At 35.7% G+C, this 17,585-nt stretch carries 19 protein-coding genes; 18 read left to right on the top strand and 1 reads right to left on the bottom strand.

Annotated features, from left to right (window positions below):
- Nucleotides 1–85 precede the first annotated feature (85 nt).
- From ACEPXG_RS07405 to ACEPXG_RS07420, 4 genes are all read left to right on the top strand, one after another.
- On the top strand, nt 86–697 hold the full coding sequence (locus ACEPXG_RS07405) for a LysM peptidoglycan-binding domain-containing protein (RefSeq protein ID WP_391208928.1): 612 nt from the start codon (nt 86–88) through the stop codon (nt 695–697).
- A 76-nt stretch (nt 698–773) separates the two neighbouring features.
- Entirely contained in the window at nt 774–1,406 is a 633-nt protein-coding gene (locus ACEPXG_RS07410; RefSeq protein ID WP_391208931.1) for an HPP family protein, read from the top strand.
- Nucleotides 1,407–1,484: 78 nt separating this feature from the next.
- A complete protein-coding gene (locus ACEPXG_RS07415; RefSeq protein WP_391208932.1) occupies nt 1,485–2,264 on the top strand; it encodes a metallophosphoesterase in 780 nt (259 codons plus the stop codon).
- Nucleotides 2,265–2,287: 23 nt separating this feature from the next.
- Complete coding sequence (locus ACEPXG_RS07420; protein ID WP_391208934.1) at nt 2,288–3,262, top strand: YpdA family putative bacillithiol disulfide reductase; 975 nt, start codon at nt 2,288–2,290, stop codon at nt 3,260–3,262.
- A 559-nt stretch (nt 3,263–3,821) separates the two neighbouring features.
- Here the strand turns inward: ACEPXG_RS07420 and ACEPXG_RS07425 are convergent.
- Complete coding sequence (locus ACEPXG_RS07425; RefSeq protein ID WP_391208936.1) at nt 3,822–4,793, bottom strand: asparaginase; 972 nt, start codon at nt 4,791–4,793, stop codon at nt 3,822–3,824.
- A gap of 158 nt (nt 4,794–4,951) precedes the next feature.
- Between ACEPXG_RS07425 and prsW the strand changes: the two genes are divergently transcribed.
- The 14 genes from prsW (at nt 4,952) to folE (ending at nt 17,583) form a co-directional block, all read left to right on the top strand.
- On the top strand, nt 4,952–5,647 hold the full coding sequence (gene prsW / locus ACEPXG_RS07430) for a glutamic-type intramembrane protease PrsW (protein ID WP_391208938.1): 696 nt from the start codon (nt 4,952–4,954) through the stop codon (nt 5,645–5,647).
- Nucleotides 5,648–5,713: 66 nt separating this feature from the next.
- The gene (gene sleB / locus ACEPXG_RS07435; protein WP_391208941.1) at nt 5,714–6,502 is read left to right on the top strand and encodes a spore cortex-lytic enzyme; all 789 of its coding nucleotides are present in this window, start codon (nt 5,714–5,716) and stop codon (nt 6,500–6,502) included.
- A gap of 9 nt (nt 6,503–6,511) precedes the next feature.
- The gene (locus tag ACEPXG_RS07440; RefSeq protein WP_391208943.1) at nt 6,512–7,792 is read left to right on the top strand and encodes a PepSY1/2 domain-containing protein; all 1,281 of its coding nucleotides are present in this window, start codon (nt 6,512–6,514) and stop codon (nt 7,790–7,792) included.
- Nucleotides 7,793–7,886: 94 nt separating this feature from the next.
- Nucleotides 7,887–8,528, top strand: a complete 642-nt coding sequence (locus ACEPXG_RS07445; protein ID WP_391208945.1) for a flagellar brake protein — start codon at nt 7,887–7,889, stop codon at nt 8,526–8,528.
- An 81-nt stretch (nt 8,529–8,609) separates the two neighbouring features.
- Complete coding sequence (cmk, locus tag ACEPXG_RS07450; RefSeq protein WP_391208947.1) at nt 8,610–9,284, top strand: (d)CMP kinase; 675 nt, start codon at nt 8,610–8,612, stop codon at nt 9,282–9,284.
- 1 nt (nt 9,285) lies between these two features.
- Nucleotides 9,286–9,876, top strand: a complete 591-nt coding sequence (locus ACEPXG_RS07455) for a lysophospholipid acyltransferase family protein (RefSeq protein WP_391208950.1) — start codon at nt 9,286–9,288, stop codon at nt 9,874–9,876.
- Between the two features lie 92 nt (nt 9,877–9,968).
- Nucleotides 9,969–11,117 (top strand): 30S ribosomal protein S1, encoded by a 1,149-nt coding sequence (gene rpsA, locus ACEPXG_RS07460; RefSeq protein ID WP_391208952.1) that lies wholly within the window; start codon nt 9,969–9,971, stop codon nt 11,115–11,117.
- Nucleotides 11,118–11,212: 95 nt separating this feature from the next.
- Nucleotides 11,213–12,523 carry a ribosome biogenesis GTPase Der gene (der, locus tag ACEPXG_RS07465; protein WP_391121697.1) on the top strand — a complete coding sequence of 437 codons (1,311 nt, stop codon included), beginning with the start codon at nt 11,213–11,215 and terminating at the stop codon, nt 12,521–12,523.
- A gap of 27 nt (nt 12,524–12,550) precedes the next feature.
- Nucleotides 12,551–13,570, top strand: coding sequence for an NAD(P)H-dependent glycerol-3-phosphate dehydrogenase (locus ACEPXG_RS07470; RefSeq protein ID WP_391208954.1), 1,020 nt, complete (start codon nt 12,551–12,553; stop codon nt 13,568–13,570).
- Nucleotides 13,571–13,782: 212 nt separating this feature from the next.
- Nucleotides 13,783–13,989, top strand: coding sequence for a DUF2768 domain-containing protein (locus ACEPXG_RS07475; RefSeq protein ID WP_391121703.1), 207 nt, complete (start codon nt 13,783–13,785; stop codon nt 13,987–13,989).
- Between the two features lie 13 nt (nt 13,990–14,002).
- Complete coding sequence (locus ACEPXG_RS07480) at nt 14,003–14,713, top strand: hypothetical protein (protein ID WP_391208956.1); 711 nt, start codon at nt 14,003–14,005, stop codon at nt 14,711–14,713.
- Between the two features lie 78 nt (nt 14,714–14,791).
- Nucleotides 14,792–16,270 carry a stage IV sporulation protein A gene (gene spoIVA / locus ACEPXG_RS07485; RefSeq protein WP_391208958.1) on the top strand — a complete coding sequence of 493 codons (1,479 nt, stop codon included), beginning with the start codon at nt 14,792–14,794 and terminating at the stop codon, nt 16,268–16,270.
- 291 nt (nt 16,271–16,561) lie between these two features.
- A complete protein-coding gene (locus ACEPXG_RS07490) occupies nt 16,562–16,834 on the top strand; it encodes an HU family DNA-binding protein (protein ID WP_151699636.1) in 273 nt (90 codons plus the stop codon).
- A 179-nt stretch (nt 16,835–17,013) separates the two neighbouring features.
- Nucleotides 17,014–17,583: a GTP cyclohydrolase I FolE gene (folE, locus tag ACEPXG_RS07495; protein WP_391208960.1), complete on the top strand. Its 570-nt coding sequence runs from the start codon at nt 17,014–17,016 to the stop codon at nt 17,581–17,583.
- Nucleotides 17,584–17,585: the final 2 nt, after the last annotated feature.

Below are 17,585 nucleotides of genomic sequence, written 5' to 3' on the forward strand. Positions count from 1 at the left end.
TATTACTATTGGGAAGTTTACTTTTTCAACAAAATTCGTCATAATAGAAATAGTAAAAAGAAGGAATGATTGGAGTTAGAACAATATGAATCAAGATGATTACCAAAAAAAAATAGATGAACATAGGCAATCTATTGGCTTAGAGGAAGAAATGAATGAGCCCAGAAGAAGCAGAAGAACGAGCTATGCTAAAAAAACAAAGAAAAAATCTAAAAACGTACTAATACCTGTCTTATTTTTTATTTTTATTTTAATACCCATATGTATTTTTATTTATGTACAATTTTTCTACACCGCGGAAGTTGAAAACGTTACGAATCAAGGTGTTACTTTAGAAAAAAAAACAATCTCTAATACTGGTGATAATAATAACAAGGAAGATAAGGAAGAAAATGATTCTGAGACAGTAGTAGAGCAAAATACGGTAGTGACAGCCCCTGAAAAGGTAGCGGATGAAGAATCTAAAGCTGAAGAACCAATAACAGAAGTAGAAACTAAAACAGCTTCACAGACAGAAGTGGAAACAAAACCAACAGAAGTTTCCCAAGCTAAAACACATATCGTACAAAAAAATGAAACGCTTTACCGAATTGCTATCAATTATTATAAAGATCCTAAAGCAGTTGAAAAAATTAAAGCTGCAAATGGATTAAAATCGGATAGTATTTCAGCAGGTCAAAAGCTTATTTTACCTTAAAAAATTGTAGAAAAGAAGGATATTCACAAACTTTGTCGAATATATATCATTAATCTGTAATGGAAGAGGTGTATATATGTTTGTTAAAAGTGTAATGATTCCAAAAGAAAAATGTTTGACCGTGAATGTGAATGCTTCATTAATGGATGCTTTACAGCAACTAGATGAAAAAGAGATTGATGCGTTGCCGATACTTGAGAATGGTATCTATAAAGGAATGTTTAATAAATATCTTTTGTACAAAGCATTTTTCTATAGCGATGTAGATAGAGATACCTTTTTAAAACAAACTACCGTTAGAGATATTGTTGTAAGAGAGGACACGTTTGTACAATTAGAAGATGTTTTTGAAAGTGCATTAGTAAAGTTGTATGATTTTCCAATCATTGCTGTTTTAGATGAAGGGAAATTTCTTGGGATTGTCACTAGATACGACACTATTTTACAATTCCGAAGCGCATTTGGTATGGAAAGTAAAGGAACAAGAATAGCGCTTACCTCTGTTGAATCGGAAGGGCGTATTCTGAAAGTAGCTGATATATTAAAGAAATACCATACACCGGTTATTTCCTTAGTTACTTTTGACGAAACAGATAAAATAGCTCGTAGAATTGTATTGAAGATAGATAATGATCAAAAATTGAATCGTATAATTGGAGATTTTGAAAAGTCTGGATTTCGTGTATTACATATCGATAAAGACGAATAATGAGTTCAATATTTTTTCATGCTATACTGGACAGGGGGAAATCCCTGTCTTTTTCTATGTTTCGTAGGAGGCTTTTTTTTGACGTATATCATTATACTTATTATAACCTGCATTATTTTAACACCCTTATATATGCTTATCCTGGCTTTTCAAATTAACGTGAAAGAACATTCTTTGCATATAGGAGAAATGAAAGATGGGGAACAATTCCGTGTATTTTTCATTTCAGATATTCATCGTAGAAAAATACCCAATAAATTGATTGATACTCTTTTAGGAAGAGTGGATATAGTCATTATTGGGGGAGATTTAACCGAAAAGGGAGTGCCTTTAGAGAGGACAGAAAATAATATCTTGCAGTTATGTAGAATAGGCAAGGTTTTTTATGTCTACGGAAATAATGATCGTGAAGTAGGAGAACCACAATTAAATTCGATACTAGAGAAATATGGAGTTTGTATCTTAAATAATAAATCTGTCGTCCTAAAAACAAGTCAATCTATCATTCGCCTTATTGGAATAAATGATGGATTTAATGGTAGGGTTAATATATATGATGCATTTCAGGATGTATTAGATGAGGAGATTATTATTTTTGTATCCCATGCACCTGCTTTTTTTAATAACGCGAAAAAAGTAGCACAACCGCATCTACTGTTAGCTGGGCATCTTCATGGCGGACAAATCCGTTTTGGGCCTTTTGGTATTTACGAAAATGGTGCGTTTAGAGAAAAAGAAAATAGTGCCGAACTGATTAGCAACGGATTTGGTACAACAGGGGTACCGTTAAGATTAGGAGCAAAATCAGAGTGTCATATTATAACGTTATTCGGTAAAGCAACAGTAAATAATTTCTAAAATGGTGGAAGGAAGTTTTAAGGTTGGAACAAAACGTAGATGTGCTTATTGTTGGCGGAGGACCATGTGGGTTAGCTGCTGCAATCTCAATTCAAGAACTTGGGTTAAATTATGTGGTCATTGAGAAAGGAAACATTGTAGATGCAATATATAATTATCCTACTCATCAAACGTTTTTTAGTACAAGTGAAAAATTAGCGATTGGTGATGTTCCCTTTATCGTCGAAGAACGAAAACCAAAGAGAAATCAAGCCCTAGTGTATTATCGAGAAGTTGCCAAGTTAAAAAAACTTCACGTAAATAAATATGAATTTGTAAACAATGTTGTGAAAAAAGAAAATAAGTTTCTAGTTACTACCTCGAAAGCAACTTACTTAGCAAATTACGTAATAATTGCAACTGGTTATTATGATCAACCAAATTATATGGACATACCGGGAGAAGAACTATCAAAAGTCTTTCATTATTTTAAAGAAGGTCATCCTTATTTTGCTCAAAATGTGTTAGTTATCGGAGGTAAAAACTCTGCAATTGATGCCGCTTTAGAGTTGAATAAAGCAGGAGCCAATGTGATTGTAGCATATCGGGGAAGTGACTATTCCCCTAGCATTAAACCATGGATATTACCAGAGTTTGAAGGGCTTGTTCGGAACAAGGAAATTAATATGCTTTTTAATACTGAGGTTCTATCTGTGGATGAAAAATTCGTCTATTTAAAAGGTCCAACTGGTGCATTTAAAGTTGCCAATGATTTTGTATTTGCCATGACTGGTTATCATCCCAATCAAAGTTTTTTGGCCAACATCGGAATAGAAATTGATTCTGTGACCGGAAGACCATCTTTTAACGAAGAAACAATGGAAACGAACGTAAAAGGTGTTTTTATCGCCGGAGTAATTGCTGCAGGGAATAATGCAAATGAAATCTTCATTGAAAATGGTCGTTTTCATGGTGGACAAATTGCACAAGAAATAGAAAGAAAGCGAAAAGGCAATTAAATGCCTTTTCGCTTTTCTTGCGCATTGCCTATACGAGAGCAACCATCCCCAATACGAGAGCGCCGACTCCCAGAACGAGAGCGATTGACCGTAATCCCTGCCTATACGAGAGCAACCATCGTCAATACGAGAGCAACGACTCCGAGAACGAGAGCAATCTCCCGTTCCGAGAGCAATCCTCGGCTATACGAGAGCAACGACTCCGAGAACGAGAGCAATCTCCCGTTCCGAGAGCAATCCTTGGCTATACGAGAGCAACCATCGTCAATACGAGAGCAACGACTCCGAGAACGAGAGCAATCTCCTGTTCCGAGAGCAATCCTTGGCTATACGAGAGCAATCATCGCCAATACGAGAGCAACGACTCCCGGAACGAGAGCGATTGACCGATCCGAGAGCAATCCCTAGCTATACGAGAGCAACGACGCCCTAAACGAGAGCAATTTCCTCTTCCGAGAGCAACCATCGCCTATACGAGAGCCCCTTCGTCCGTGGTAAAATTAGACTGCTTCAAATCTCCAGTTGCCTTCCAAGATAGCCAAAAGTGCTTACAACTTTCTTAAATAGAAAAAATATCCTGCATTGCTTTTCTAGAATCTGAATGATTCAGTGCAATAAGAAGGGCAAGTCTTGCTTTTTGTCCATTTAGACCTTTAGTGAAAATTACTCCTTGTTCTTTTAATCCTTTTCCACCACCAACATAACCATATACATCTTGTGCGATTCCATTAAAACACCTAGAAACAAGCACAATCGGTATGTCTTTTTTCAAGATTTCTTCAATAATTGGAACGAGGCTTGGGGGTACGTTTCCTTGTCCTAGTGCTTCCAATACAATTCCGTCATAACCTAACTTTACAGAAGCTTCTAGTAAATCCGGTTCCATTCCTGCATATACTTTAAATAGTACGACTCTTTTCGTAATACTTTGAATAGGAAAAACAGCACGATGATTAGGTGAGTGATGAAAATGGACAATTGACTTGGAAATAAAACCAATTGGTCCGTATTGCGGACTCTGGAAAGTGCTTACATTACTGGCGTGTGTTTTGGTTACATTTTCTGCCGTATGTATCTCATCATTTAAAACAACGAGAACACCCTTTTCTTTTGCGTCCTCTGAACATGCAACCTTTACAGCAGACAACAAATTGTAAAGTCCGTCTGATCCTATTTCATTGGAAGAACGCATAGCACCTGTAAGGACAATTGGGATGGTTGTTTCCAAAGAAAGGTCTAAGAAATAAGCTGTTTCTTCCAAAGTATCCGTTCCGTGTGTAATGACAACTCCATCTATTTTTTGCTCGCGAGTATAACTTTCGATTAACTCTTTCAAGATGAGCATTTCTCTTGGTGTAATGTGAGGAGAAGGTAAGTTAAATGCTTCTATTTCTATTATATTTGCATGTTCTTTTAATTTCACTCCCTCAATAACAAGGGGATTATTTTCTGTAGGAATAACTACTCCTGTTTCTGCGTGGACCTCCATGGAAATTGTTCCACCAGTATGAATTAGTAATATTGTTTTCAATTTAATACCTCCGTAATTTTTACAAATTATCTAAAAAATAATGTTATAATAAAGAAACCCTCGGTCAGTGCTTACTGAGTTAGGTTGAAACAAGCTCGATAAAAATTTAGACTTGGATACGCAAAAATGGATTTGAGTTTATTGGAAGGAGTAAAAATATGCTAATACTACTTTCCGTTGCAATTGCTCCTGCTCTTGCGCTTTTAAGTTATTTCTATTTACGAAGAGAAATTGCAGAAGAACCTTCAAAATTATTGTTACATACATTTATATATGGCGCTATACTAACTTTTCCTATACTTTTCATTCAACATGTAATACAAGAAGAAAAAGTGATTTCATCCATCTTTGTTCATCAAGTTTTAGTAACCAGTGCATTAGAAGAATTTTTTAAATGGCTTATCTTAATTATGGCTATTTACAAACATGTGGAGTTTGATGATCCTTATGACGGAATATTATACGGAGCGAGTGTTTCGCTTGGATTTGCTACCATCGAAAATATATTATTTTTATTGAACTTTGGAATGGATGAGGCTTTCTTGCGTGCACTACTTCCTGTTTCAAGTCATGCTTTATTTGGTGTCGTGATGGGTTATTACTTAGGAAGAGCTAAATTTTCCAATGACAAATTAGCCAAATATGAAATTGCCTACGCATTTTTAGCCTCGTTTATGTTGCATTGTGCTTATAACAGTATACTAATTATTAAAGGAATTGATTTACTTTTAATCGTACCATTTATGTTATTTTTATGGTTATTTGGCTTATCACGCGTAAAGAAAGCCCATAGTTTTTCGCGTACTAAAAGATTTGAACAACATGAATACTTAACAAAAGAAAAATCTGGCTAATTGCTAGATTTTTTTTGTATATTTGGGCATTTTTTATCCAAGCTATGTATAAAGGAGAGATGTCGTTTGAAACAATTAAAATACATCCTTATTAGCTTGGTCTTTTGTACGGTTAGCTATACATTTATTACGCAGGAGCAATCTACTCAAGCTTTCTCCACTCAAATATTAGAGAGGGGAGCTTTTGGTGATGATGTGATTGAATTGCAAGCCAGACTTCAATTCATTGGATATTACAAGAGTGAAATTGATGGGAAATTTGGCTATAGCACCTATTGGGCATTAAGGAACTTTCAAGAAAAATATGGGCTTCCAATAGACGGCTTACTTGGAGAAGCAACCAAGAAAAAGCTTGTGAGTGCTTCCGAATTCAACAAAGCTTGGGTACATGAACAAATTAATAAAGGCAATAGTTTTACCTATTATGGAGGCACAGACCTAGGAAAACAAGTAAAAAATAAGAAAGCGGAAAGTACAAAAATGCAACTTCCTCCGAAATATACTGAAAAAGACTTGAAAATTCTTGCAAATGCAGTATATGGGGAAGCCAGAGGAGAACCATACGAAGGACAAGTAGCTGTTGCTGCGGTTATTTTGAATAGAGTAGAGCACCCTGATTTTCCTAATACTATTTCTGAAGTAATTTTCCAACCATTAGCTTTTACCGCAGTAGCGGATGGTCAAATTTGGTTAGAGCCAAATGAACGAGCAAAAGAAGCAGTGCTAGATGCATTAAATGGGTGGGATCCCTCAGAAAATGCTATCTATTATTTCAATCCAAAGACCGCAACTAGTAAATGGATTTGGTCACGACCACAAATTAAAACAATCGGACAGCATATTTTTTGCTCTTAAGGAGATAAGATGAAAAAGTATATATGGATCATTGCTTCTGTCGCTGTTATATTCCTGGTGTATCATTTTTCTATCCAAAGTAAGAATACCCGATTAGAAAATGCGCTTGCTATCCAATATTCCAACCAATTAACTACAGCTTCTGAAAAATTGACAAAATTAAGTGACTCCATTGATCAAACGCTGTTATTCAAAGATAGGGAGGCACTAGACAAACCTTTAGAAGATGTATGGAGAATTTCTTCCGATGTACGTGCATCTATTTCGGCTCTACCAATAGATCACGAAACTTCCACTGTATGGATGAATTACTTAAGCAGAATTGGAAATGGTGCTTCCCTTGTGAAGACGGGGAAAATACCAATCGAAGAATGGCAAAAAAATATGACATCTGCCAGAGATAACTTAAGAGAACTATCCAATCAGTGGGCTTTTACGAATAAAGATGAAGGAAAAAAAGATTATATAGTGAATACATTTGTATTAAATAAAGTAAATAAAGATAATGAAAAAAGTTGGAAGCAACTAGGAAATTCGGCGAAAGCATATACAGAAAGTGATTTTCCAATGACAGCTAGTGAAACAGATCATCAAAAAAAGAAAGACCTGCAACAAATTGAAGATTCGGAAGTGAGCCTAGAACAAATAAAACAAAAATTTTTTCAACTATTTCCTGAATTAAAGGATGCGACAATTCATACTACTGAAAGCTCTAATGACGCTCCGTATCCTTTTTATCACTTACAATTTCATAAAGGTATACGAATTGGTTACGCAGATTTTACGAAAAAAGGTGGACACTTATTATCATTTCTAATGGAAAGACCTTTTGAAAACACTACTATAAGTGCTGAGCAGATGAAAGAAAAAGCAAAGAGCTATATGAAATCTTTTGACTATGCAGATACGGAATTGGTTGACTTTCGAGAAAACCATATCGCTTGGCATTTATCTTTTGCAAGAGTAGAAGCTGAAAACAAAGCACTTGTCTATGCGGATGGTATCCAGCTAAAAATAGCAAAAGATAATGGAGAATTACTAGGTTTAAATGCAATGGAGTATATACAAAAAGAAAAAATTGGTCCTCAGGAAATTAAACCTCTAAACTATAAAGAGTTATTTTCAGATGACTTTTCTGTCGAAGAGGAGAGATTGTGTTTTGTAGAAAATAAGGAGCTGCAACAGCGACTGGCATATGAAATACTAACAAGAAATGATTCCATTGGCACCTATAAGATTTATATAGATACAGAAAATCATGAAATTCTACAAGCAGAAAAACTGCCATAAGAAATGTGCAAGCGTTTGTTAAAATAATTTTATAGAAATAAAATACTTTAAGTGTCATAATAGAACTATAATCACACTTAAAGAGGTAATGTGTATGAAAATTAAACTAGGGACCATTCTGATATTAGAACCTACTTTTGTAGAAAAAGTAGAGAAATATCGTTGTAAAGTAGTGGATTTAGACGAGCAATTTATTTTTATTGATTATCCAATTGACACAATCTCAAATAAGACGGTTTTTTTAATGGAAGGGACTCAACTTCGTGTTTCTTATGTAGAGGAATCTACATCTGCGTTTGCTTTTCACACAGAAGTGTTAGCTAAGCGACAAGGTCAAATACCGATGATTAAGCTTTCGTATCCAGGGGACTCAGAAGTTATTAAAATTCAAAGAAGAGACTTTGTGCGAGTGTCTACTTCATTAGACATTTCTGTTCAATTTGAAGATGATAAATATCAATTTGTAGCAGATGATATCAGTGCTGGAGGATCGGCAATAATTTTGAATCGCGAAGTTAAATTTAAAGAAGGAGACGAAATCTCCATGTTGATCCCTTTAGCATTTAATAATGGGGATATAAAATATGTAACCACTACAGCAGCTGTTGTCCGAATTTGGGATAGAGGTCAACAAAAATTAGCATCCTTGCAGTTTACAGATACCGATGATTTAGACAAACAACAAATTGTCCGTTTTTGTTTTGAACGTCAATTGTTTTTAAGAAAAAAGAAATGAATGAAAAGTCTGTGAATACAGGCTTTTTTTTTACGGATGGTTTTATGATAAAATATACTCGAATAGAGTGGAGGCTACAATATGACAAAACAAATTCAAATCGCTATTGATGGTCCTGCGGCGGCAGGAAAAAGCACGATTGCTAAAAAAGCTGCAGAGTTACTCGGATATACATATGTAGATACAGGAGCAATGTATCGAGCGATAACGTATAAAGCGATTCAATCAAACATAGATTTGCAAGACGGAGAAAAATTAACGAATATATTAAATAAAACATCTATTGAGTTGAAGCCTTCTCCAAAAGGTCAACTAGTTTTTTTAGATAATCAAGAAGTAACAGATGAAATTCGCTCCAAAGAAGTAACAGCTTCTGTTTCAGAGGTTGCCGCGCATGCAGATTTAAGAAAAGAAATGGTATTAAGACAACTTGAAATGGGGAAAAACGGAAGTATTGTAATGGATGGTCGAGATATTGGGACGCATGTATTAACAAATGCAGAGCTAAAAATATTCATGTCAGCAAGTGTAGAAGAGCGAGCAAGAAGACGATTCCTAGAAAATCAAAAAAGAGGAATTTCAACGAGCTTAGAAGAACTAATAGAAGAAATAGCTCTTCGAGATAAAATGGATAGCGAACGAGCAGCTTCTCCATTAATAAAAGCAGAAGATGCAATATTTATTGATACGACATCTCTCACTATTGAAGAAGTATCTGAGAAAATTATGCAACTTGCAAAAGAAAGGATGAGATAATATGAATCTCTATTCATTTGCGAAAACAGTCGTGTATGCCGCGTTAAAGCCGATTTATCGATTTGAAGTAATCGGTGCAGAGAATTTTCCAAAAGAGGGAGGCATTCTCTTATGTTCAAATCATATAAATGCGTTAGATCCTCCAGTTGTCGGAATTAATGCGCCAAGACCCGTGAATTTTATGGCAAAAGAAGAATTATTTCATATTCCTATTTTAAAAAGTATTCTTCCAGGAGTTAATGCTTTTCCTGTTAAAAGAGGAATGAGTGATCGTGATGCCCTTCGCCGTGCCATAAAACTTTTAAAGGATGGGGAAGTAGTAGGTCTTTTTCCAGAAGGAACAAGAAGTAAGGATGGAACCTTGGGAAAAGGTTTTAGCGGAGCTGGATTCTTTGCACTTAGAGGAGAAGCCAATATTGTTCCTTGTGCAATTATAGGACCATATAAGCCATTTAGAAAACTGAAAATAGTATTTGGAGAGATGATTGATATACAACCATATCGAGATCGAAAAGCTTCGGCAGACGAAGTAACGGAAGTCATAATGACTAACATCGGTCAACTACTGGATCAATATAAAAAATCAAAATAATCAATTCTTTTTCGTTTGATAAGGGCTACCTTTTGTATTTCTGTGCTAGTTCGCATAAAATAGACTTGAGACGTTGTGAAGGAGGATATCATATGTCAGAAGAAATGAACTTAGTCGACACACATGAGTTTAAAGAAGGAGATCTAGTGAAAGCGACGGTTGCGCAAGTAGATGAGAAATCGGCAATCGTAACAATTGAAGGTGCACCTTTTGATGGTATAGTTCCGATTAGCGAACTATCTAGCTTGCATATTGAAAAAGCATCCGACGCCGTTTCCATCGGTGACGAACTGGAATTGATGATTACAAAAATGGAAGAAGCTAATTTTGTACTTTCCAAACGAAAAGTCGATGCTGAAAAAGCATGGGACCATTTGGAAAAACAATTCCAATCAGGTGAAATTATTGAAACTGAAGTAAAAGAAGTTGTGAAAGGCGGATTAGTAGTAGATTTGGGTGTGCGTGGTTTCATCCCTGCTTCATTAATTGAAGACTATTTCGTTGAATCCTTTGAAGATTACAAAGGAAAGGTATTAACATTTAAAATCGTAGAATTTGAAAAAGATAAAAATCGCTTAATCCTTTCCCATAAAGCAGTTTTAGAAGATGAAAAAGCTGTAAGTAAACAAAAAACCCTTGAAACTATTCATAGTGGAGAAATATTAACTGGAATTGTTCAGCGAATAGCATCATTCGGTGCTTTTGTAGATATTGGTGGCGTGGATGGCCTTGTTCATATTTCCCAAATATCCCACGATCACTTAGAAAATGTTGGAGATATGTTATCGGAGGGACAAGAAGTAAATGTAAAAGTATTATCTGTAGACAGAGATTCCGAAAGAATTTCTTTATCTATTAAAGATACGTTACCTGGACCATGGACAGATATTGAAAATAAAGCGACTAAAGGCTCGATATTGGCAGGAACTATTAGACGTATTGTTTCTTATGGTGCTTTCGTAGAAGTATTTCCAGGCATAGAAGGACTTGTGCATATATCTCAAATTGCGCATAAACATATTTCAACCCCACATGAAGTACTTAAAGAAGGCGAAGAAGTCCAAGTAAAAGTGCTGGATGTAAACAGTGCTGATAAACGTTTATCTTTAAGCATAAAGGATTTAATCGAAAACGAAAATGACTATAATCTAGAAGATTATCAACTGCCAGAAGAGTCTAAAGGCTTCTCCATTAGTGATGTTTTAGGAGACAAGTTAAAAAACTTTACAAATAAAAACTGAATATAATAAAAATACGGGCGATTTGATAAAGTCGCCTGTTTTTGTCATTTTGTTGTATAATACAAAATAGACGAAGTTGGAAGGATGAATAAGTAATGACAAAACCAGTAGTAGCAATCGTTGGTAGGCCAAATGTGGGCAAATCAACAATTTTTAATCGTATCGTAGGAGAACGTGTATCCATAGTTGAAGATATTCCTGGAATAACGCGTGATCGTATATATAGTTCAGCAGATTGGTTGACACACGAATTTAATATTATCGATACAGGTGGTATTGAGTTAAGTGATGAGCCTTTTTTAGAGCAAATTAAGCAACAAGCTGAAATTGCTATGGACGAAGCAGATGTCATCATATTTTTGACAAATGGCCGTGAAGGAATTACGAGTGCAGATGAATACGTAGCAAAAATTTTATACAAAACGAAAAAACCTATTGTATTAGCGGTCAATAAAATCGATAATCCCGATATGAAAGAAATGATTTACGATTTCTATTCGCTTGGAATGGGAGAGCCATTTCCAATCTCGGGTTCACATGGACTAGGACTTGGTGATTTACTGGATGAAGTTGCTAAAAACTTTCCAGAGCCAAATGATGAAGATTATGGAGAAGAAGTGATTAAGTTTTCTTTAATCGGAAGACCTAATGTAGGAAAATCCTCTCTTATTAACGCATTCTTAGGACATGATCGAGTAATTGTAAGTGAAATTGCTGGTACAACAAGAGATGCGATTGACACAGAATATTCTTTTGATGGACAAGAATATGTGATGATTGATACAGCGGGAATGCGTAAAAAAGGAAAAGTTTACGAAACAACGGAGAAATACAGTGTCCTTCGTGCTTTAAAGGCGATCGAACGTTCCGACGTTGTTTTAGTTGTGTTAAATGCAGAAGAGGGTATCCAAGAGCAAGATAAGAAAATTGCAGGCTATGCACATGAAGCTGGTAAAGCTGTTATTATTGTGATGAATAAATGGGATGCAATTGAAAAAGATGATAAAACGATGAATGAAATGACAAAATCCATCCGTAAGCATTTTCAGTTTTTGGATTACGCACCAATTGTTTTTGTTTCGGCGAAAACGAAACAACGAGTTCATGCTGTTCTACCAGTTATTAACAGAGTGAGTGAGAATCATGCACTTCGCGTTCAATCTTCTGTATTGAATGAAGTAATTGAGGATTCTGTTGCACGTAACCCGGCTCCAACAGATAAAGGGAAAAAATTGCGTATTTATTATGCGACTCAAGTTGCCATTAAACCGCCAACATTTGTTGTGTTTGTCAATGAACCTGAAATGATGCATTTTTCCTACGAACGATTTTTAGAAAACCGTATTCGTGAATCATTTGATTTTGAGGGGACTCCGATCCGAATCATTACTCGTGCAAGAACTTAATTATGTAGTTTTAAGGGGCGTATTTATATGGAGAAAATAACTGTGCTTGGAGCGGGTAGCTGGGGTACGGCTCTTGCCATGGTTCTAGCTAATAACAATCATGATTGCCTTCTATGGTCTCATCGAGAGGACCAAGCAATCGAAATTGATATTGACCATACAAACAAACGGTATTTACCAAATATAGTATTACCAAGTAATTTAAATGCTACAAGTGACTTTGAAAGAGCTATTGATCATGCCACTACCATTATTCTTGCCGTTCCTACGAAAGCAATTAGAGAAGTTTGCCAACAGATGAGAGCGCTTCTGAAAGAAAAAAAATTATTTGTACATGTTTCTAAAGGAATCGAACCAAATTCACTAAAGCGAATTTCGGAAATGATCGAAGAAGAATTACCCTCTAATTTGGTTGAAGCAATTGTGGTCTTATCTGGACCAAGCCATGCGGAGGAGGTTGTATTACATCACCCAACAACCATTACTGCTGCTAGTGAGAAACTAGAGGCCGCAAAAAAAGTACAAGATTTATTTATGAATAATTCTTTTCGGGTTTATACGAATGATGATGTTATTGGAGTAGAAATAGGAGCAGCACTGAAAAACGTGATTGGACTTGCAGCAGGTATCGTAGATGGATTAGGTTACGGTGATAATGCAAAAGCTGCACTTATTACGAGAGGTTTAGCTGAAATTTCGAGACTAGGTATTAGTTTAGGTGCCAAAGCCTATACTTTTTCAGGTTTAACAGGTATGGGGGATTTAATAGCGACCTGTACAAGTGTTCACTCACGAAACTGGAAAGCTGGGAATTTGCTTGGAAAAGGTGCTACATTGAAAAATGTTCTAGACGAGGTGGGAATGGTAGTAGAAGGAGTACGTACAACGCAGGCCGCCTACCAACTCGCTCAAAAACAGCAAGTAAGTATGCCAATAACTGAAGCACTTTATTCTGTTTTGTTCGAACATGTTAATCCTAAAGAAGCTGTAGACATCCTTATGATTCGTACGAAAAAACATGAGTTAGAGGATTATAAAACATTTTAAACGATCAGATTGATGTTAAACGCTTGCATTTATAGATAGGTATTTGTCCTTTACAAAGGGAACTTACTGTCCGCAATTTGCTAAGCGTTTTCCAATAATCTGAAAACTCCTTCCAAAATATATAGTTATATCCACATTAAAATGGGTTGTACAAATTGCAACTCTTTTTTTATGTGTGATACTTCTAAGTCTTAGAAAGTAGGGGATAACCCATGTTATTAATATCATCTATGGAAAAAATGTGGATCTCATTTGGTTCTATGGGAAGTTTATTTTTAGCTATGTTGTTTATGTTCTTTGTTAAAACGAAGTTTAATAATAGATTCTTAAAAGCTATATTTGGTTTGATTGCGTACATATTGTTGTTTATAGGCTTTATCACGATGGTATATATTATCTTTAATCCAACAAAAGCTTAGTAAGGAGATTAGGATGAAAAACATAAAACTTTTAACTACTATTCTTTTAGGAATACTAGTTTTAACCGGTTGTGGCTATAAAAGTGGACAACAGCCCGAAAATTTATTGCCATATGAAGATCAGTTAATGGTCGTTCAAAATGCCGTCAATAGCTTTAGAGAAGACTCTGGTGGATTATTACCGATTAAAACTCGAGATATGGAAACAGATCAATATATTAAGTATCCCATTGATTTTACAAAAATTGTTCCAAGATATATAGGTAAGTCACCAGCTAACTCATATGAAGCTGGTGGTATTTATCAATACGTACTTATGGACGTAGAAGAGAATCCAACGGTTAAGTTGGTAGATTTACGTATTGCCGACACCCTACGTGATATTAACTATCGTAAAGGCATTAATGGTTATGGCCCTATCGCAGAAATCATTGCAGAAGGTGTGTATAAGCTCGATTATAAAAAGATGGGATACAAAAGTGAGTTGTCGGTTCAAAGCCCTTATTCGGATACACAGTTGCCTTTAGTAGCAACAGGTGACGGGAAAATGTATGTGGATTACTCTATTGAACTAAATCGAATGCTTCAGGACAATCAAACAAAAGTAAAACCTGGAGAGGATATTCGCCACCTACTCACGGATAACTTTGCTATTGTTCCTGCCTATTCACTTCCATATACCGTAAATGAAAAGAACGAACCAATTTTTATGTTGTCAAAATAAACGATTGAACGTTTCATGCGTTATGCATGAAACGTTTTTTTTGTGCATATATTAAACTGCGAAGAAAGGAGAGTATCCATGTCAAATAAACTTTATGAACAAATAGCAGAGCGTACTAATGGAGATGTGTATATTGGAGTTGTAGGGCCTGTTCGAGTTGGTAAATCTACTTTTGTGAAACGAGTAATGGAGCTAGTTGTTATTCCTAATATAAAAGAGGAATCAGAGAGATTGCGAGCACAAGATGAACTTCCGCAAAGTTCACCTGGAAACGTCATTATGACGGCTGAGCCGAAATTTGTTCCTGCACACGGAACAAATATTTATCTCGGAGAAGAACAATTACGATTACAAATTAGGTTAGTAGATTGTGTAGGGTACATGATTGATGGCATAAAAACCCATTCAGGAGAAGAAGGGCAAAAACTAGTGCATACACCTTGGCATAGTGAAGCCATTCCATTTGAAGAAGCTGCAAGAATCGGAACAGACAAAGTAATACGTGATCACTCTACTATTGGGATAGTTGTAACTACTGATGGCTCGGTGAATAATATTCCGAGAAAAGCGGCAGAAAATGCAGAACAACAGATTATTGCTCAATTAAAAGAAATTGGTAAACCATTTGTCATCGTTTTAAATAGTAAAATGCCTGGTCACGCTGATACGATTCATTTATGTGATGAGTTACAAAAAGAACATGAAGTACCTGTAATTGCAGTAGCCGTGGATCGAATGACTGCAGAGGAAATTCAATACATACTCCAACAGGCACTTTATGAATTCCCTATTACAGATATTGAACTTGTTAAACCAGATTGGACCGATGTCTTAGAGCCGGATCATTTCGTTAACAATGCAATCACCTCTTCGTTGCAAGAATGGCTTCAAATTGTTTCTAAAATGAAAGATGTAAAAGAGCTTGCTGCTAGATTTAAACAAGTTCCATTCATACAATCAGCAGATGTAGTAGAAGCGAACCCCGGACGAGGCTCTGCTTGCATTCAAATTGGCCTAAAACCAGAAGTGTTTCAAGAAGTATGTGATGAATGGTTAGAAGAGCCGATTCAATCAAAAAAAGATTGGCTTTTATTTGTAAAAGAAGCTTCTACTGCAAAAAAAGCTTATAACAAATTTTCAGAAGCATTAGAGGCGGCCAAAAAACATGGATACGGGGTATCCCTTCCGACAATTCATGATTTCCAACCTTCTGCACCCGAAATTATTAAACAAAATAATTTTTATGGAGTCAGTTTAAAAGCAAAAGCAGCATCTCTGCATATAATTCGAGTAGATATGGAAGCGGAATTTGCTCCTTTAATCGGTTCTGAATTTCATAGTCAGCAGCTGCTAAAAGATTTAAAACACGGCTATTTGCATGATCGAGATGCATTGTGGCAAACACAAGTTTTTGGTACTTCCCTAGTCGAAGTAATGAAAGAAAGCTTGCGTTATAAAACAGAAAATGTATCAGTACTTGCGAAAAAAAGAATGCGTGAAACGATTGAAAGAATGGTAAACGAAGGAGATAGAGGTTTAATAACGTTCATTCTGTAAAATGGTTAATAATGGATTTTTTGATTTAAAAACATGAAATAATTAGGCCATGTCTTCCTTGAACAAAGGTAGATGAAGTTGTGGGTAATATGCAGAAAATTTAAAAAGATAACCTAATTATTTGGAACGGGGCTTTTCGCGTCTATGCGAAAAGTCCCGTTATTTCATTAAATTCGTCATTTTTTGCTTAAAGTTCCCTAAACACATGCAAATAGTGTTGCGAAGCCTTTTTGGTTGTGATACTCTTTTTACAGGATTAAAGCTATCTTCCTTTGAGAGGAGGTGAATGTTATGAATAAAACAGAATTAGTGAACTCTGTTGCTGAAGCTACAGATCTTTCTAAGAAAGATGCTTCTAAAGCAGTTGAAGCTGTATTTGAATCAATTCAAACTGCTCTTGCAGATGGTGAAAAAGTTCAATTAATCGGTTTTGGTAACTTTGAGGTACGTGAACGTGCTGCACGTAAAGGACGTAATCCTCAAACAGGTAAAGAAATCGACATCGCTGCAAGCAAGGTACCTGCTTTCAAACCAGGTAAAGCGCTTAAAGACGCAGTTAAATAACTGATGTTGTCGTACATAGAACGGTTACCTTGAAGCTATCTTCTTGGTAGCCGTTCTTTTCTTTTTGGCAATGACAGAAAAGAAATGATAAATATACATAATTGAAAAATATTTATTATCTTTGAATCGTATGCTAAGATTCTTATGATTACGATGTTGTTTTAGGAGGTATAACAAAAATGAAAAATGTCGATTTAGAAAAAATAGAAGAAGCAGTGAAGATGATACTAGAAGCAGTGGGTGAAAATCCTTTTAGAGAAGGTTTACTGGATACACCGAAAAGAGTAGCTAAGATGTATGCGGAAATGTTTGAGGGATTGCATCAGGATCCAAAAGAATATTTTCAAACTGTTTTTAACGAAGAGCATGAAGAGCTAGTGTTAGTAAAAGATATACCATTCTATTCGATGTGTGAGCATCATCTAGTGCCATTTTACGGTAAAGCACATGTTGCCTATATTCCACGAAATGGAGTTGTGACGGGGCTGAGTAAACTTGCAAGAGCGGTAGAAACAACCGCGAAACGTCCTCAACTTCAAGAGAGAATTACATCTACAGTTGCAGATGATATAATGGAAATGTTAAACCCTCATGGTGTTTATGTTGTAGTGGAAGCGGAGCATATGTGTATGACAATGCGAGGTATAAAAAAACCGGGTTCAAAAACCGTTACTGCTGTTGCACGGGGTATATTAGAAACGGATGATATAAAACGTTCCGAAATCTTATCTTTCATTCAGATGAGTTAACT

The organism is Psychrobacillus sp. L4, assembly GCF_042944905.1.
Classification (GTDB): Bacteria; Bacillota; Bacilli; order Bacillales_A; family Planococcaceae; genus Psychrobacillus.

Bases quoted from the DNA above. Each gene is read 5' to 3' on its own strand.
- prsW (WP_391208938.1), top strand. From the start codon at position 4,952: ATGCTAATACTACTTTCCGTTGCAATTGCTCCTGCTCTTGCGCTTTTA.
- spoIVA (WP_391208958.1), top strand. From the start codon at position 14,792: ATGTCAAATAAACTTTATGAACAAATAGCAGAGCGTACTAATGGAGAT.
- rpsA (WP_391208952.1), top strand. From the start codon at position 9,969: ATGTCAGAAGAAATGAACTTAGTCGACACACATGAGTTTAAAGAAGGA.
- der (WP_391121697.1), top strand. From the start codon at position 11,213: ATGACAAAACCAGTAGTAGCAATCGTTGGTAGGCCAAATGTGGGCAAA.
- ACEPXG_RS07475 (WP_391121703.1), top strand. From the start codon at position 13,783: ATGTTATTAATATCATCTATGGAAAAAATGTGGATCTCATTTGGTTCT.
- ACEPXG_RS07405 (WP_391208928.1), top strand. From the start codon at position 86: ATGAATCAAGATGATTACCAAAAAAAAATAGATGAACATAGGCAATCT.
- ACEPXG_RS07455 (WP_391208950.1), top strand. From the start codon at position 9,286: ATGAATCTCTATTCATTTGCGAAAACAGTCGTGTATGCCGCGTTAAAG.
- cmk (WP_391208947.1), top strand. From the start codon at position 8,610: ATGACAAAACAAATTCAAATCGCTATTGATGGTCCTGCGGCGGCAGGA.
- ACEPXG_RS07490 (WP_151699636.1), top strand. From the start codon at position 16,562: ATGAATAAAACAGAATTAGTGAACTCTGTTGCTGAAGCTACAGATCTT.
- folE (WP_391208960.1), top strand. From the start codon at position 17,014: ATGAAAAATGTCGATTTAGAAAAAATAGAAGAAGCAGTGAAGATGATA.
- ACEPXG_RS07480 (WP_391208956.1), top strand. From the start codon at position 14,003: ATGAAAAACATAAAACTTTTAACTACTATTCTTTTAGGAATACTAGTT.
- ACEPXG_RS07440 (WP_391208943.1), top strand. From the start codon at position 6,512: ATGAAAAAGTATATATGGATCATTGCTTCTGTCGCTGTTATATTCCTG.
- ACEPXG_RS07445 (WP_391208945.1), top strand. From the start codon at position 7,887: ATGAAAATTAAACTAGGGACCATTCTGATATTAGAACCTACTTTTGTA.
- ACEPXG_RS07410 (WP_391208931.1), top strand. From the start codon at position 774: ATGTTTGTTAAAAGTGTAATGATTCCAAAAGAAAAATGTTTGACCGTG.
- ACEPXG_RS07470 (WP_391208954.1), top strand. From the start codon at position 12,551: ATGGAGAAAATAACTGTGCTTGGAGCGGGTAGCTGGGGTACGGCTCTT.